At 68.9% G+C, this 15,689-nt stretch carries 14 protein-coding genes and 1 pseudogene; 7 read left to right on the forward strand and 8 right to left on the reverse strand.

The window, feature by feature from the left end:
• Positions 1 to 95: 95 nt before the first annotated feature.
• Positions 96 to 1,061 carry a LysR family transcriptional regulator gene (locus AB0M15_RS12715; RefSeq protein WP_363816989.1) on the forward strand — a complete coding sequence of 322 codons (966 nt, stop codon included), beginning with the start codon at positions 96 to 98 and terminating at the stop codon, positions 1,059 to 1,061.
• A gap of 51 nt (positions 1,062 to 1,112) precedes the next feature.
• Here AB0M15_RS12715 and AB0M15_RS12720 read toward each other — a convergent pair whose 3' ends face one another.
• Together AB0M15_RS12720 and lipB are read right to left on the reverse strand one after the other, a co-directional pair.
• Positions 1,113 to 2,675: a hypothetical protein gene (locus AB0M15_RS12720; protein ID WP_363816991.1), complete on the reverse strand. Its 1,563-nt coding sequence runs from the start codon at positions 2,673 to 2,675 to the stop codon at positions 1,113 to 1,115.
• A gap of 97 nt (positions 2,676 to 2,772) precedes the next feature.
• The gene (gene lipB, locus AB0M15_RS12725; protein ID WP_363816993.1) at positions 2,773 to 3,492 is read right to left on the reverse strand and encodes a lipoyl(octanoyl) transferase LipB; all 720 of its coding nucleotides are present in this window, start codon (positions 3,490 to 3,492) and stop codon (positions 2,773 to 2,775) included.
• Between the two features lie 120 nt (positions 3,493 to 3,612).
• On the opposite strand from lipB, the gene AB0M15_RS12730 reads away from it, so the two are divergent.
• The gene (locus AB0M15_RS12730; protein ID WP_363816997.1) at positions 3,613 to 4,920 is read left to right on the forward strand and encodes a protein kinase; all 1,308 of its coding nucleotides are present in this window, start codon (positions 3,613 to 3,615) and stop codon (positions 4,918 to 4,920) included.
• 29 nt (positions 4,921 to 4,949) lie between these two features.
• On the opposite strand, the gene AB0M15_RS12735 is transcribed toward AB0M15_RS12730, so the two are convergent.
• The 3 genes from AB0M15_RS12735 to lpdA form a co-directional block, all read right to left on the reverse strand.
• Positions 4,950 to 5,837 (reverse strand): TIGR01777 family oxidoreductase, encoded by an 888-nt coding sequence (locus AB0M15_RS12735; protein WP_363816998.1) that lies wholly within the window; start codon positions 5,835 to 5,837, stop codon positions 4,950 to 4,952.
• A 102-nt stretch (positions 5,838 to 5,939) separates the two neighbouring features.
• Positions 5,940 to 7,904 (reverse strand): 2-oxoglutarate dehydrogenase, E2 component, dihydrolipoamide succinyltransferase, encoded by a 1,965-nt coding sequence (gene sucB / locus AB0M15_RS12740; RefSeq protein WP_363817000.1) that lies wholly within the window; start codon positions 7,902 to 7,904, stop codon positions 5,940 to 5,942.
• Positions 7,905 to 8,009: 105 nt separating this feature from the next.
• Positions 8,010 to 9,398 (reverse strand): dihydrolipoyl dehydrogenase, encoded by a 1,389-nt coding sequence (gene lpdA, locus AB0M15_RS12745; RefSeq protein ID WP_363817002.1) that lies wholly within the window; start codon positions 9,396 to 9,398, stop codon positions 8,010 to 8,012.
• A gap of 135 nt (positions 9,399 to 9,533) precedes the next feature.
• Here lpdA and AB0M15_RS12750 point away from each other — a divergent pair, with 135 nt between their 5' ends.
• Positions 9,534 to 9,851: a hypothetical protein gene (locus AB0M15_RS12750; RefSeq protein WP_363817004.1), complete on the forward strand. Its 318-nt coding sequence runs from the start codon at positions 9,534 to 9,536 to the stop codon at positions 9,849 to 9,851.
• A gap of 40 nt (positions 9,852 to 9,891) precedes the next feature.
• Positions 9,892 to 10,233: pseudogene (locus tag AB0M15_RS12755) on the forward strand (nuclear transport factor 2 family protein); the annotation flags it as partial.
• Positions 10,234 to 10,289: 56 nt separating this feature from the next.
• On the opposite strand, the gene AB0M15_RS12760 reads toward AB0M15_RS12755, so the two are convergent.
• Positions 10,290 to 11,060, reverse strand: coding sequence for a carbon-nitrogen hydrolase family protein (locus AB0M15_RS12760; protein ID WP_363817006.1), 771 nt, complete (start codon positions 11,058 to 11,060; stop codon positions 10,290 to 10,292).
• 29 nt (positions 11,061 to 11,089) lie between these two features.
• On the opposite strand from AB0M15_RS12760, the gene AB0M15_RS12765 reads away from it, so the two are divergent.
• Entirely contained in the window at positions 11,090 to 11,731 is a 642-nt protein-coding gene (locus tag AB0M15_RS12765) for a GntR family transcriptional regulator (protein WP_363817008.1), read from the forward strand.
• Here the strand turns inward: AB0M15_RS12765 and AB0M15_RS12770 are convergent.
• Positions 11,718 to 13,040, reverse strand: a complete 1,323-nt coding sequence (locus AB0M15_RS12770; RefSeq protein ID WP_363817010.1) for an MFS transporter — start codon at positions 13,038 to 13,040, stop codon at positions 11,718 to 11,720. The genes AB0M15_RS12765 and AB0M15_RS12770 overlap by 14 nt on opposite strands.
• Positions 13,041 to 13,128: 88 nt before the next feature.
• Here AB0M15_RS12770 and AB0M15_RS12775 point away from each other — a divergent pair, with 88 nt between their 5' ends.
• The gene (locus AB0M15_RS12775) at positions 13,129 to 13,812 is read left to right on the forward strand and encodes a DUF2848 domain-containing protein (protein WP_363817012.1); all 684 of its coding nucleotides are present in this window, start codon (positions 13,129 to 13,131) and stop codon (positions 13,810 to 13,812) included.
• A gap of 41 nt (positions 13,813 to 13,853) precedes the next feature.
• Positions 13,854 to 14,129 (forward strand): cupin domain-containing protein, encoded by a 276-nt coding sequence (locus tag AB0M15_RS12780; RefSeq protein WP_363817014.1) that lies wholly within the window; start codon positions 13,854 to 13,856, stop codon positions 14,127 to 14,129.
• Here the strand turns inward: AB0M15_RS12780 and AB0M15_RS12785 are convergent.
• Positions 14,126 to 15,619, reverse strand: a complete 1,494-nt coding sequence (locus AB0M15_RS12785) for a leucyl aminopeptidase (RefSeq protein ID WP_363817016.1) — start codon at positions 15,617 to 15,619, stop codon at positions 14,126 to 14,128. The genes AB0M15_RS12780 and AB0M15_RS12785 overlap by 4 nt on opposite strands.
• Between the last annotated feature and the right edge of the window lie 70 nt (positions 15,620 to 15,689).

Below are 15,689 nucleotides of genomic sequence, written 5' to 3' on the forward strand. Positions count from 1 at the left end.
TCCGGCCGGCGTTACAGGAATTTAGTGGGCTGTGACGAAACCGCAACACGCGGTACCTGTGTACCGGCGCGCTGGGTGGACTACGGTCACAACGCATGAACGTCGAGCTGCGCCACCTGCGGGTGGTGGTCCTGGTGGCAGAAGCGGGGTCCGTCGGCCGGGCCGCCCGCTGGCTGAAGGTGAGCCAGCCGAGTCTGACGGCGCAGCTGAAACGGATCGAGTCGGCCTTCGGCGGCGAGCTGTTCGAGCGCTCCCGCACCGGCGTCACACCGACTGCTCTGGGCCGGTACGCCGTGGATCGGGCGCGGGCGATCCTCGTCGATGTTGATCACCTGTCCGCGACGGTGTCGGCGATGACTGCGGTGGAGTCGAGCGCGGTCCGGCTCGGTGGGTTCCCGACGGCGCCGATGTCGGGGATCGCGAGCCGGCTGCGCGATCACGGTGAGATCGAGCAGGTGAGCATCGAGGTCGAGTGGGCCACCAGCGTGCTGTTGCAGCAGTTGGAGAGTGGGCGGCTCGACTTCGCGTTGCTGCGGGAGTTCCCGGGATTCGAGCTGCGGTTGCCCAGCGGAGTTGAGGCTTGCACGATTGTCGAGTCGGAATCGGCTTACGTAGTACTGGCTGCTGATCATCCGCTGGCCGTGGCGACGCGGCATCGTGGGGAGATCGAGCTGGCGAGTCTGGCCGATGAGGAGTGGATCGGGGAGCCGCCGGATGACAGCGGGTTCCATGTCTTGTTCCGGGGGGCTTGTGAGCAGGCTGGGTTCCAGCCGCGGATCGAGCATCACTCGGTGGACACATCGGTGCTGATGGGGTTTGTGACGAGTGGGCAGGGTGTGGCGTTGATCTCGCCGACGTCGTACCGGATGTTGTCTTCTGATGTGACGACGCGGCCGTTGGTGGGGGATCCGATCCACCGGCGGCTGATGCTTGCCTGGAGCACCGATTCGCCGCGGGCTCAGATGGCGGGGGATGTGTGCCAGATGGCGATCCACGCTTATGACGAAGCGTTCGCCGAGCATGCTCGGTGGGGTCAGCATCAACGGATGCACGTGGCCTGACAAACGAAAGAGCCTCCGCCGTTGGCGGAGGCTCTTTTTCGTTTTGTTCTGTTAGCTCCGGAACTGCCCGGGGAGCTCCATGCGCTGTGTGGTCTGCTCCGGCGGGTTCTCGAAAGCTCCGATGAAGAACTCACCGGTGTCATCGACATCCGGCGGATCCATCCGCTCCCGGTACTGCTGACCCATCTCTTCCTTACGCAACGAAGCCTTGGGCGCTTCCGGCCGCGCAACAGGCATCGGCTGCGTAGCCTCGCCACCGTCGTCCTGCGAGCCTCCACCTTGCGATCCACCAACCTGAGGTGCCGCAGCAACAGCCCCACCCGCAACCCGAGGCGCAACAGGCCTCCCAGCCTCCGGCTCAGGCACCGGCACCGGCTGAGCCACAGTCTCCTCACCCCGCGCCCCCTCCGACGCCACCGGCTCGTCGGCCGCCGCAGGCTCTTCCACGGGTACCTGCTGCGTGGCAGCCTCCGCCGGCGCAGCCGACCACTCTTCCACCGGCACCTGCTGCGTGGCAGCGTCCGCTGGCGTAGCTGCGGGCTCGTCCACGGCCACCTGCTGCGTAGCAGCCTCCGATGCCACCGGCGCCGCCGCAGGCTCTTCCGCAGACACCCGCGGTGCAGCAGCCGCAGCAGGCGCTGCCGGGCGCTCTTCCACCGGCACCTGCTGCGTGGCAGCCTCCGACGCTACCGGCTGCGCCGTCGCCGCAGGCGCTTCCATCGGCACGTGCTGCGTGGCAGCCTCCGCAGGCTCTTCTGCCGCCACGTGCTGCGTGGCAGCCTCCTCCGCGGCTACCTGTTGCATAGCAGCTTCGGCCAGCACCTGCTGGGTGGGTGCCTCGTCCGGGGCCTCTTCAGCGTCCGGTTCAGGGTCCTCGTCGTAGCTGTCGGCAACGGGTTGGTTGCCGGTGGGGACCATTACGGTCTCGTCGGCGTCCGTGGGGACGAGTCGTGTGTCGTCGTACTCGGTCGGCGGCTCCGAGCGGGGGAACTGGGCCGTCTGCTCGTCCGCCTGGTTGCGCGGCGTGAACGGCGCCGGCTCCTCCTCGAACAGGTCGTCGTAGTTGCTGTTGCCGAAGTTGTTCCCGAACCGGTCGTCCGGCTGGTAGTCGCCCCCGGCAACCGGATACCCGCCCACCGGCTGCGGCGGCTGCGGCATCTGCTGCGCCTGGACCGCGGCCTCCTGCTCACGCTGGCGCCGCTCCGCCTCCACCCGCTCGCGCCGGCGCCGCTGCACCGACCGCACGATCGACTGGATCCCGAACACCAGCGAGATCACCGCGAGAATCGGCACCACACCGTTTCCCGTGTACTGCTTGACCCCGTCGATCATGCCGCTGGTCACACCGGGAACGTCGTTGAGGAAGTTCGTCATCCGGTTGGGGATCCAGTGCACGGTGTAGATCATCGCGCCGAAGGTCAGCGCCGCCCCGAGCGCCGCGGCTCCGGAGAAGTACGACACCACGGCCCAGAAGATCAGCGCACCGATGCCGTAGGCAAGCGCCATCTCCTTCGCGTTCAGCTTGATACCGCCGTCCGCCGCGAGGACGCCGAACATGGCCGGCCCGACGAGCGCTACCGCGATGCCAAGGAGGAAGCCGAGAAATTTGGACACATCCCCACCGTAGCGACGTTTACGCTCCGCACAGCGCAGACACTTCGCTCAATCTTTACGCTCCGCCCTCAAGGGTCGGGCGCAGAGGCGGTGCGGGTCAGACGGTGAGGCCGTACGTGATCCCGGTCGGAGCCGGATCGTCGGCGTGATCGAGGTCCGGTGTGCGCTCGTACTCCTGCCAGGACAGCAGCACGTCCAGGTGCCGCCGGACGGGCTCGAGCACCTCGGCGATGGACACGTCCCGGCCGAGCTCCTGCGACAACGTGGTGACGTCGGCATCGGCGATCCCGCACGGCACGATCCGGTCGAACCAGGTCAGGTCGTTGTCGCAGTTCAGCGCGAACCCGTGCATCGTGACGCTCTGCGCCACCCGGATGCCGATCGCCGCGATCTTCCGCTCCCGCCCGCGCTCGTCGGCCGGCACCCAGACACCGCTGCGGCCCTTGACCCGCCCGGTCCGTACGCCGAGCTCAGCACAGACCGCGATCAGCGCCTCTTCCAGCCGGCGCACGTAGTCCACGACGTACACATGTGAGGCGAGCTTCACGATCGGGTACCCGACCAGCTGGCCAGGTCCGTGCCAGGTGATCTTGCCGCCGCGGTCGACGTCGACCACCGGCGTGCCGTCAACCGGTCGCTCGTGTGGCTCCGTGCGCTTGCCGGCCGTGTAGACCGGCGGGTGCTCGAGCAGGATGACCGTGTCGGACCCGGTGCCCTCGGCAACCTGCGCGTGCAGCCGCCGCTGCTCGGCCCAGGCCGTCTCGTAGTCAACCGCGTCGGCGCCGAATCCGGCCTCCACATACTCGATAGCCCTCACGCCTTCGAGTGTATGCCGCCCGTTCCGCGGCCGTTCGCCGCCATCCACAGGCCCCCGGTCCCGGCGGTGACTGTGGATAACTTCCGGGCCGCCGGCGCCGATCCGGGCACTCTCTTGGGTATGGAATCCGAAGACATCTCCGGCTACAGCTTGCGCCGTGGGCTCGGGTCTGGCTCGGCCGGTACCGTCTGGCTGCTCCGGGACCTGGCCACCGGGCGGCACGCTGTGCTCAAACGCATCCCGAAAGCGGCCGTCGTGACGCCGAAGGCATTCATCGGCGACCTCGACCTCGCCCGCACCATCGACCACCCACACATCGCCCGCCTGCTCGAGGTCAGAGAGTCCGACCGCGAGTGGCTCCTCTTCAGTCAGTACGTCGCTGCCGGCACGCTCACGTCGCTGCTGGAGCGTCGTGACGCCCTTTCACCAGGCGAACTGGTAACCCTCATCAGCCCACTGGCACAGGGTCTGTCCGCCTTGCACCGATGCGGTCTCACCCACGGTCACCTGCACCTCGACGACATCATGTTCGACGCCGACGGCCGACCCGTCATCACCGACGCCGGCCTCCGTGCCCTAGCTCCGCCCAGCAGCCCCGCGGCCGACCTCACAGCCCTGGGCGCCATCGCTCACCAGGCGGGCGGCACCGCCAAATCCTTCCCCGCATCGCTCTTCACCACCACCGCGGACGTCCTGGCCCAGCAAACCCTCCACCGAGCCACCCCACTCCCCATCTCCCTCAACTTCACCCAGGACCGCGAGCCCACAACCCCTATCCCACCTTCGCCCGCGACACCTCCCGCCATCAGCCTGCGACGACCTCAGCCCGCAACTCAAAGGCATGGGAGTGCCCGTCAGTCCGCACTCAGGTTCCTACGCACCAAACGCGCCGCCTACGGAATCCTCGCGGCGTGCGGAGCCGGCGCGGTGACAACCCTCGTCATCGGCCTGGCAGCCGCCGGCGTCCTCGGCCACCCCACCCGCTCAACCGCGACAAATCACCAAGCAACTCCATCGAGCACGCCACCAGCTCAACCCACCCGGACAGCGGAAGCTAGCTGGCTGCAGACCTTGCAGGCTTTAGATGTACGTCGCTCCCGCGCGTTCGCCACCCTCGACCCCACCGTGCTGAACTCCGTCTACGTCCCCGGCAGCTCACCCTGGTCAGCCGATCGCGACCTGCTCTCCTCCTACCGCAAGCAGCAACTCCGCATCGAAGGACTCCGCCTGCAGATCCAGTCCGTGACCGTCGAGACCTCAGGCAAGACAACAGTCGTGCTCCGAGTCGTCGACCGCTTCGTCACAGGCGTAGCCGTCACTCCGGCAGGCCAGCGAACAACCTTCCCACCAGGCAAACCGACCACTCGCCGCGTCACCCTCACGGCAGCCGCCGAGTCCTGGCGCATCTCCGCGATCGCCGCAGCATGATCACCCGGAATCGCCCGCCCGAGAGCGCGTCAGGCGAGGGCGGACTCGAGCGCGGTTTCCGCCGTCGGGTGTTCGAAGGTGAAGGAGGAGGAGAGCAGCGCGCTGGGGAGTGCGCGCTTGCTGCCGATCAGTTCCCAGGCGAACTCGCCGAGCACCGTGGTGAGGACGAACGACGGGACCGGTACCAGCGTCGGCCGATGCAGCGCCGCACCCAGGGCCTTGGTGAACTCCTGGTTGGTGGTGGGCTCCGGCAGCGTGACGTTCACCGGCCCGGACACCTGGTCGTTCTCGGCGCAGTGCCGAACGGCGCCGAGCCAGTCGGTCAGCGAGACGACCGGGAAGTACTGCTTGCCGGAACCGAGTCGTCCACCGACGCCCACCCGGAACGGCAACGAGAGCAGCTGAAACGCGGGAGCCGAGCGTTCGAGTACGACGCCCGTGCGCAACGCGATCACCCGGCAGCCGGCCTCGCGCGCCGGATCGGCCGCGCCTTCCCAGACCCGCACCACGTCGGCCAGGAAGCCGTCACCGAGTTCGGACTCCTCGGTGAGGATCTGGTCGCCACAATCCTTGCCGTAGCCACCGATACCGCTCTGGGTCATGAACACCGGCGGCCGCTCCAACCGGGCAGCGGCCTGCGCCAGCGTGGCCGTCGTACTGACCCGGCTCTCCCGGATCGCCTTCCGGTACTTCGGGGTCCACGGCCGGCCGATGTTCGCGCCGGCCAGGTTGATCAGGACGTCGGCGTTCTCCAGCGCGGAGGGATCCAACTGTCCACGCGCGGGATCCCAGCGGACCTCGCTCGGCTGCGACGGCTCACGCCGTACCAGCCGGGTGACCTGGTGGCCGTCGGCCAGCAGGTCCCGCGCCAATGCCTTACCGAGGAAGCCGGACGAACCGGCGAGCACATATTTCACGAGACACAGCTCCGGCTTCTCGGTGAGGCCGCGGCCGGCCTGACCATCGTCGATTCGGTCAGGCCGGGGCGGCGGCCTCTGCTACTTCCGTCCGTTGCCGGATCAGACGTCGAACTGGGCTTCCTCGAGACGCTGCTTGACCGCGGTCAGGTAGCGGGCCGCGTCGGCGCCGTCGACCAGGCGGTGGTCGTAGGTCAGCGCCAGGTAGACCATCTGGCGGATCGCGATCGTCTCGCCGAGCTCGGGGTGGGTGATGACGACCGGGCGCTTGACGACCGAGCCGGTCCCGAGCATGCCGACCTGCGGCTGGTTCAGGATCGGGGTGTCGAACAGCGCGCCCCGGCTACCGGTGTTGGTGATCGTGAACGTACCGCCCGCCATCTCGTCCGGCAGCACCTTGTTGGTGCGGACCCGCGCGGCCAGGTCGGCGATCTTCTTGGCCAGGCCGGCGATGTTCAGGTCACCGGCGTTGTGCACGACCGGGACCATCAGGCCCTTCTCGGCGTCCACGGCGATGCCCAGGTGCTCGGCGGCGTGGTAGGTGACCTCACCGGCCTCGTCGTTGATCGAGGCGTTCAGCTTCGGGTACTGCTTCAGCGCGTCCACCGCGGCGAGCGCGAAGAACGGCAGGAAGGACAGCTTGACGCCCTCGCGGGCCTCGAACTCGGCCTTCTTCGCGTTCCGGAGCTTGGAGATCTCGGTGACGTCGACCTCGACCACGGTGGTCAGCTGCGCCGAGACGTGCAGCGAGTTGACCATGTGGCTGGCGATGGCCTTGCGGATCCGGCTCATCTTCTCGGTCGTACCACGCAGCGGGCTGATCGGCGCTGCCGTCTTCGCCGCGGGGGCGGAGGCGGCAGGTGCGGCCGCAGCCGGAGCTGCTGCGGCGGCGGCCTTCTGGGCCTCGGCGGCGGCGAGCACGTCCTGCTTGCGGATGCGGCCACCGACGCCGGTGCCCTGGACGGCGCCCAGGTCGACCGAGTGCTCAGTCGCCAGCTTGCGAACCAGAGGGGTCACATAGTTCGGCCCCTCCGACGAAGACCCATTCGACGACGCCGCCGGACCGGCCGGAGCCGACTGCGGCGCGGGAGCCTGGGCCGCCTGCGGGGCGGGTGCCTGCGCGGCCGGAGCCTGAGCGGCCTGCGGGGCAGGTGCCTGGGTGGTGGGCGCCTGAGCCGCGGGCTGTGCGGGCGGAGCTGCCTGCGGCGCGGGAGCCTGAGCGGCCGGAGCCGGCGCGGACTGCGGCGCAGGGGCTGCCTGCGGGGCCGGAGCTGCAGCGGGTGCCTGGGCAGCCGGGGCCTGCGCGGCCGGAGCCGGGGTCGCCGGGGCGGGGGCTGCCTGCTCCGCGGCCGGGGCGGCCGGAGCGGGGGACGAGGCGGCGGGGGCTGCGTCGCCGGAGCCGACGATGGCCAGTTCGGCGCCTACCTCGACGGTTTCGTCTTCGGCGACCTTGATCTCCAGCAGCTTGCCGGCGACCGGCGACGGGATCTCGGTGTCGACCTTGTCGGTGGAGACCTCGAGCAACGGCTCGTCCACTGCCACATCGTCGCCGACCTGCTTCAGCCACCGGGTGACGGTTCCCTCGGTAACACTCTCACCCAACGCGGGCAGCGTTACCGAAGTACCGGAGCTGGACCCGGCAGAAGCGGCGGGAGCGGGCTCGGCCGGAGCTTCCTGTACTTCCGGAGCCGGCGCGGCCTCGGCAGCAGGTGCCTCCTGTGCCGGCGCTTCGGCGGCGGGAGCCTCGGCGGCAGGTGCGGCCGGGGCCTCCTCAGCCGGTGCAGCCTCGGCAGGGGCAGCTTGGCCGTTGGAGGAGCCGGTGGATTCGCCGGCGTCGCCGATTACTGCGAGTTCGGCGCCTACCTCTACGGTTTCGTCCTCGGCGGCCTTGATCTCCAGGAGAGTGCCGGCCACGGGGGAGGGGATCTCGGTGTCGACCTTGTCGGTCGAGACCTCCAGCAGGGGCTCGTCGACGGCAACCGTGTCACCGACCTGCTTGAGCCAGCGGGTGACGGTTCCTTCGGTGACGCTCTCCCCGAGGGCCGGCAGGGATACAGAGGTCGGCATGACGGTCGTTGCTCCTTCGTCTATTCGGTTCGAGTTCAGCCTACGGTGCCGCTCGAACCGGCGGGATCTGGGTCAGCAGGAACCGCCGGTAGGAGCGGTCAGAAACTATTCGTGGAAGTGCAAGGGCTTACCGGCGAGCGCCATGTGCGCCTCGCCGAGGGCCTCGTTCTGGGTCGGGTGGGCGTGCACCAGCGGCGCGACGTCGGCGGGGAAGGCCTCCCAGTTGTAGATCAGCTGCGCCTCGCCGATCAGCTCGCCGACCCGGGAGCCGACCATGTGCACGCCGACCACCGCGCCGTCCTTGGCCCGGACCAGCTTCACGAAGCCCTGGGTCTTCAGGATCTGGCTCTTGCCGTTGCCGCCGAGGTTGTAGTTGAGGATCTCGACCTCGCCGTACTTCGCCTTGGCCTGCTCCTCGGTCAGGCCGACGGAGGCGACCTCGGGCTCGGAGTAGGTGACCCGGGGGATGCCGAGCTCGTCGATCGGGGCCGGGTTCAGCCCGGCGAGGTGCTCGACGACGAAGATGCCCTGCTGGAAGCCGCGGTGCGCGAGCTGCAGGCCGGGCACGATGTCGCCGACCGCGTAGACGCCCGGCACGCTGGTCTGCAGGTTCTCGTCGACGGTGACGAAGCCGCGGTCGAGCGCGATCCCGACCTCTTCGTACCCGATCCCGGCCGTGTTCGGCCCGCGGCCGACCGCGACCAGCAGCACCTCGGCCTCGATCACCTCACCACCGGCGACGGTGACCCGGACGCCGTTGTCGTGGGTGTCGACGGACTCGAACGGCGTAGCCGTCTTGAAGTTGATCTTGCGCTTGCGGAACGCCCGCTCGAGCGTCTTGCTGCAGTCGGCGTCCTCGGCCGGTACCAGCCGGGGCAGCGCCTCGACGATCGTCACCTTGGTGCCGAACGAGGTCCACGCGCTGGCGAACTCGACGCCGATCACGCCGCCGCCGAGGATCACCGCGGACTCGGGCACCCGGTCCAGCGTCAGCGCGTGCTCGCTCGCGATCACCCGGTTGCCGTCGAGCTCCAGCCCGGGCAGCGAGCGGGAGTACGAGCCGGAGGCGATGATGACGTTCTTACCGGTGTACGTGGTGCCGTTGACGGCGACCGTCCGCGGCGAGGTCAGCCGTCCCTCGCCCTCGATCACGGTGATGCCGCGGGACTTGATCTGCCCCTGCAGGCCCTTGAAGAGCCGGTCGACGACGCCGTCCTTGTACTTGTTCACGCCGCCCATGTCGACGCCCTCGAGTGTGGTCCGGACCCCGAACTGCTCACCCTCGCGGGCGGAGTCGGCGACCTCGGCGGCGTGCAGCAGAGCCTTGGTCGGGATGCAGCCGCGGTGCAGGCAGGTGCCGCCGAGCTTGTCCTTCTCCACCAATGCGACCGACATCCCCAGTACTGCGGCGCGCAGCGCGGCGGCATAGCCACCACTACCTCCGCCGAGGATCACCAGGTCGTACGTCGTGCTGCTGTCTGCCGTGTTCGTCACGAGTTCCTCCGTGGGGCGTCAAGGTCGGCGGGCGGCCCCGGATCGCGGAGTTCCGGCCCGGGCGTCATCTTGTCACCGTCAGCGGTCCGCGTCGCTCCCGGGCCGGATTTGCAGGAATGGTGGACACTAGCTCCCATGAAGTGGTTCGGTCGCCGGCAGAAGCCGGGCACGATGCGCAAGTCGGACAACCCCGACCAGGCGCACCTGCGGGAGTTCGCCCAGACACGGCAGGGTGTCGAGGGTTTCGTCGAGCCGCGCACGGCGGTGACGGACTACACGCTGCTGCTGGTCGCCATCGACGGCGAGTGGACCCGCCGCCGGGTTCCGTCGGTCCAATGGGCCCACCAGTTCGCCAACAAGCTGGGCGTCCCCTCCTACGACGCCGCCGTGGTCGGCTACCCACCCCGCATGCGCGAGTACAACGCCCGGATGAAGAAGAACGGCCTCGCCTGACCTCTGTGGACACGAGCGCGGTCGGGTGCATTCTGAAGGTATGACCGACCGCGACGAGTTCCTGACGTGGGTCAAGACCGCGCTGTACGACGCGGAGCTGGCGCTGCACAACGGCGATGCCGCCCCCAGACGAGCGCTCTGGTCCCGCAACGAGCCGGTCAGCGTCCTGGGCGCGTGGCGCAACGCCAATGGCCAGCAGGAGATCGACGAGCTCTTCAGCGCCCTGGGCAAGAGCTTCTCCGACTGCACGTCCTACGCGTTCGAGCTACAGGCCTACGACGTGGTGGGCGACATGGCCTACACCTCGGGCCTCGAGCACACCTCGGCGTCGGTCGACGGCAAACCACGCACCTACACGCTCCGCGCCACCCAGGTGTACCGCCGCGAGGCCGGCAGTGGCGGGTCGCCCACCGCCACGGCGACACAGTGGCCGAGTGATCACAGGATCGGGACGCGGGCGCGGACTGTAGCGGGCAGGGCGGTGTCGATCTCGCCCAGCAGCAGGCCGGGATCGGCGGCGAGGTGGGCTCGGGTGTGGCCCAGTGGGTCGATCAGAGCGCTACGGCCGATACCGAGCGGGTCCGTGCCGCCCGGAGGCGTCCAAGCCTGATCGCAAGCAAGGAGCCAGGCCTGCGCGTCCGACGCCCGGGCGCGGATCAGTAGGTCCCACTGCTCTTCCTTGCCCGGCCCGGCGCCCCAGGATGCCGGTACGACGATCAGCTCCGCCCCCGCCCGTCCGAGGTCGGTGAACTGCCCGGCGAACCGCAGGTCGTAGCAGGTGGCCAGGCCGACTCGGACGTCGTTCAGCTCGAAGGTCACCAGGTCCTTGCCGGGGGCAACCAGGTCGGACTCGCGGGAGCCGAAGGCGTCGTAGAGGTGGATCTTGCGGTACGACGCCTCGACGCCCGGGCCGGCCGCCAGCAGGGTGTTGTGGACCCGCCCGTCGTCGGCAGGCTCGAACAGCCCGGCGATCACGACCACGCCGAGGTCGGCCGCGAGCTTGCGCAGCCCGGTCGCAAATGGTCCGTCGAGGGGTTCGGCGACGGCTCGTAGGTCGGTGCCGAAGGCGGCCAGCGTCGCCTCGGGCAACGAGACCAGTGAGGCGCCGGCGGCAGCGGCACGGCGTACCGCTTCGGTGGCGGTGGCTAGATTGGCCACTGGGTCCGGGCCGGTGCTGATCTGGGCGGCCGCAACGCGCAGGGATGTCATGAACCCTCCAAAGGCTGTATACATTGAGTATGCAATTGAGTGGGGACTCCGGCCGGGACCGTGCCTACCAGTACCTGCGGGGGACCGTGTTGAGCGATCCCGCAGTCTCCGGGACGTTCATCAACGAGCAAGCCGTCGCGACCGAGGTCGGAATCTCCCGTACTCCGGTCCGAGAGGCCCTGCTCATGCTGGCCGCGGAGGACCTGGTCCAACTCGTCCCGCACCGGGGAGCCTTCGTGGCGCCGGTGCCGGGCCGGGAGATCGCCGAGATGATGCAGGCTCGCGGCGTCATCGAGTCCTGGGCGGCAACCACCTGCCTGGCCTCACCCGATGGCGCACCGGTGGACGCCATGTCCGCAGTGCTCGGGCAGCAGCGGGCCATTGTCGAGGCCGGTGACGCCAAGGAGTTCATCGAGCTCGACAGCCAGTTCCACGCGCTACTGGTGGAAGCGGCCGGCAATACCGTGCTCGGCCGGCTGTACGACAGCTTGCGCGCTCGCCACGTGCTCCTGGGGGTAGTGGCTTTGCAGCGGAGCGCTACGAGGCGCCAGGACGTACTGACTGAGCACCAGGCGATCGTGGACGGCCTCGCCTCCGGTGACGCGATCGAGGCGGAAAAAGCAATCCTCCGCCACCTCGACACCACCGGTTCCATCCTCATGCAAGGCTGACAGCGTTGGTCGGTGCCTCTTCGTCCTGCACCGCCCGGCCGAGCCGCAAGCCGACCAGGGTCACGACACAGGCCACCACGATGTACAGCGCGATCACATAGCCGGTACCGGTCTTCGCCAGGAAGTAGGTGAAGGCCAGCGGCGCCAGCGCGCCCCCGATGATCCCGGCGAACGTGTAGGCGAGTGAGCTACCCGTGTACCGCAGCCGCGCCGTGAACTGCTCCGACACGAACGCCGCCTGCGGTCCGTACATCAGCGAGTGGAACACCAGCCCGATCACCACACCCGGCAGCACAGTGGCCAGCGAAGACGCCATCGCGAAGAACACCACACTCCAGATCGCACCGCCGACCGCACCGATCCCATAGATCAGCCGCCGCCCATACCGATCGGAAAGCCAACCAGACAAGGGAATCAGCCCCACCTGGAACGCCGACCCGACCAGCACCGCAGTCACCGCCTCGCCACGACTCATGTCCAGGTTCTTGGTCGCATAGGTCAGCACGAAGACAGCGAACATCGCATAGAGCACATCCGGCCCGACCCGCGACAGGATCGCCGCGACCAGCCCGCGCGTCTGCGTACGCAGTACCTCCGTCACCGGAGCAGTCGGCCGATCCCCACGGGCCTCCAGCTCCTTGAACACCGGAGTCTCCTCCAGCTTCGTCCGGATCAGCAGCCCGAAGGCAACCAGTACTGCGGACAACAGGAAGGCAACCCGCCAACCCCAGCTCAAGAACTGGTCCTCCGACAGCAACCCGGCCAGTACAGCCAGTACGCCGTTCGCCATCAGTGTGCCGAGCGGCGGACCCACCTGAGCGGCAGAGGCCCAGAAGCCTCGCTGCCCGGCCTGGCTGAACTCACTGCTCAGCAGGACCGCTCCACCCCACTCACCACCGACACCTACGCCCTGGATGAACCGCAGGAACACCAGCAGGGTCGGAGCAAGCGCGCCGGCCTGCGCATGGGTCGGCAGCAGCCCGATGAAGAAGGTGGCGATGCCGATCAGCAGCAGGGTGGCGACCAGCACCTTCTTGCGGCCGATCACGTCACCCAGGCGGCCGAAGATGATGCCGCCGAGTGGACGGGCGATATAGCCGACGGCGTATGTGCCGAACGCCTGCAGTGTTCCGGTGAGCGGCTCGCTGCCCGGGAAGAACAGGTCGCCGAAGACGAGCGCCGCGGCGGAGCTGTAGACCGCGAAGTCGTACCACTCCAGGGACGTGCCGGACAGGCTCGCCGCGAAGGCCTTGTAAAGGCTCCGGCGATCACCGGCAACATGGCCGGCGGGGGCGGTGGGGGTGGACATCGGGGTGGACCTCCTCGCGTCGTTGCTCCATACTTGCTGTATACAACGTGTTCACGCAAGCCCTGACTCGAATTCAGTGGAGGTTCCCGTGCCCCAGACCCTGCGATTCACGCTCCCGGACGGCTCCGAGCGGCAGATCGACGTCCGCTATGCGCTCAATGCCGGGTACGCCGGCCGCGACACCCAGCAGGTCCAGCACCACGTCGACGAGCTGGCGGAGCTGGGTGTGCCGGCCCCGAAGCGGATTCCGACCCTCTACCCGCTGTCGGCCAGCCTGGTGAGCCGGCCGGATGTAGTACAGGTGGCGCACGGCAAGACCTCGGGGGAGGCGGAGTGGGCGCTGATCGTGGGGGACGGGCCGGACGACCTGCTGCTGACGGTCGCGTGCGATCACACCGACCGGGCGCTCGAGGTGCACGGGGTCGCCTGGAGCAAGCAGTCAGCACCTGACGTGCTCGGCGACGTGGCCTGGCCACTCGAAGCCATCGAGGGCGAGCTGGATGAGTTCACCCTGAAGGCCTGGGTGCGCCACGGTGACACCGAGCAGCTGATCCAGGACGGCACGCTCGCGCAGCTGCTGCCGCCGTCGTACTGGGTGGAGGAACTCAAGGACCGCTTGGTGCCCGGCACTGTGGTGCTCAGCGGCACGATCCCGATGATCGCGGGAGTCGACCAGTTCGCCGACGCGTGGCGGGTCGAGCTGACCGACCCGCGCGGCCTGACCAGCCGGATCGTCTACTCGGTCGAGCAACTCGCGGCGGCCTGGGAATGAAGGCCGAGCATGAGTTCTTTCCGGCGGCCGAGGGTCCCTGGATGGAAGACGGACCGGGAATCACCCAGCGCGTCCTGACCGAAGCAGCAGACGGCACGCTGACCAGGATCGCCCGCTGGGCGCCGGGCACCACGACGGGCGACGAGGTGATCAGGCACGAGTACTTCGAGGAGGTCTACCTACTCGAAGGCTCGCTGACCGACCTCACCCTCGGCAAGACCTTCAGAGCAGGGGATTACGCAGCTCGCCGGCCCGGTATGCCGCATGGGCCGTACCGGACCGACGAGGGCTGCACAATGCTGGAGACCCGGTACTAGCTCGCAGCGGCGGCGAGCTCGACCAGCGTACGGACCGAGTACCCGGTACCACCGCTGGTCGTGTAGCCCGACGGCCCGCCGTCGTTGAAGGCCGGGCCGGCCACGTCGAGGTGCACCCAGTCGATGCCCTCAGCAACGAAATCGCCGAGGAAGGCGGCCGCCGCCAGCGCGCCGCCCCAGGGCTCGCCGGTGATGTTCGCCAGGTCGGCGATCTTCGAGTGCGAGCGCAGCTTGTCGAGCATCTCGGCCGGGATCGGCAGCGGCCACATCGCCTCGCCGGCGGCGACCGCGGCGTCGACCACCCGGTCGCGGGCGACGTCGGTGTTGGCGAACGCACCGGCCACCTTGGTGCCCAGGGCAACGACACACGCGCCGGTCAGGGTCGCCACGTCGACGATGAGGTCGGGCTGATCCTCGGAGGCGCGAACCAGGGCGTCACCGAGTACGAGCCGGCCCTCGGCGTCGGTGTTGAGCACCTCGACCGTCTTGCCGCCGTACATGGTCAGGACGTCGGACGGGCGGGCCGCCGAGCCGGAGGGCATGTTCTCGGCCATCGCGGCGTACGTGGTCACCTGGACCGGCAGTTCGAGCCGGGCGATCGCGACGGTGGCGGCGATCACGGCAGCGGCGCCGGCCATGTCGGACTTCATGCTGATCATGCCGCTGGCGGTCTTCAGCGAGAGGCCGCCCGAGTCGAAGGTGATGCCCTTGCCGACGAAGGCCAGGTGGGTGACCGGCTTCTTCGGCGTGTAGGTCAGCTTGACCAGCCGCGGCGGGTTGGTGGAGCCCTGGCCGACGCCGAGGATGCCGCCGTACCCGCCCTTGGCGAGCGCCTTCTCGTCCAGTACCTCGACCTTGACGCCGTACTCCTTGCCGAGCTTGACCGCGTGCGCGGCGAACTCGGCCGGGTGCAGGTCGGACGGGGGAGTGTTCACCCAGTCGCGGACCTGGTGGACCGCGTCGGCCGTCACCTCGGCCCGCTCCAGCGCCGCCTTGGCGTCCCGGTTGCGGGCCAGGTCGGTCAGCACGATCACGTTGCCGGGGGCGTCGGTGTTCGCCTCGGACTTGTAGGCGTTGAAGGTGTAGCGGCCGATCAGGGCGCCCTCGGCGATCGCCCGGACGCACTCGGCGTCCGGCGTCGGCAGCGAGAAAGCGATCGACTGGCCGGCCTTGGCGGCCCGCACGCCGATCCCGGCGGCGACCCGCAGGTCCTCGGTCTTCAGCGCTCCGTCCGGCGCGGCACCGAGGCCGACGGCGATCACGATGGCCGACTTGCCCGGCTTCGGGCCGGGGACCTTGGTGACCTCACCGGCCTTGCCGGTGGCGCCGAGGCCGGCCAGCACCTCCACCAGCTTCCCGCCGTACGCGGCGTTCAGCGACTCGGTGCCGGCGGGCAGGGTGACGCCGCCGTCGAGCTTGACCACGCCGATCACCAGGACGTCGGTCTTGACGCCGGCCGGATCGGACTTGCTCAGGGTGATGGTGCTCACGAAATCCTCAGTCCTCCTTGACCGGGTGGCAGGTGCCGGTCGTGACGGTACGTGAATGCTGCCTCCGCAT

The organism is Kribbella sp. NPDC051718, from assembly GCF_040681515.1.
In the GTDB taxonomy this organism is placed as follows: domain Bacteria; phylum Actinomycetota; class Actinomycetes; order Propionibacteriales; family Kribbellaceae; genus Kribbella.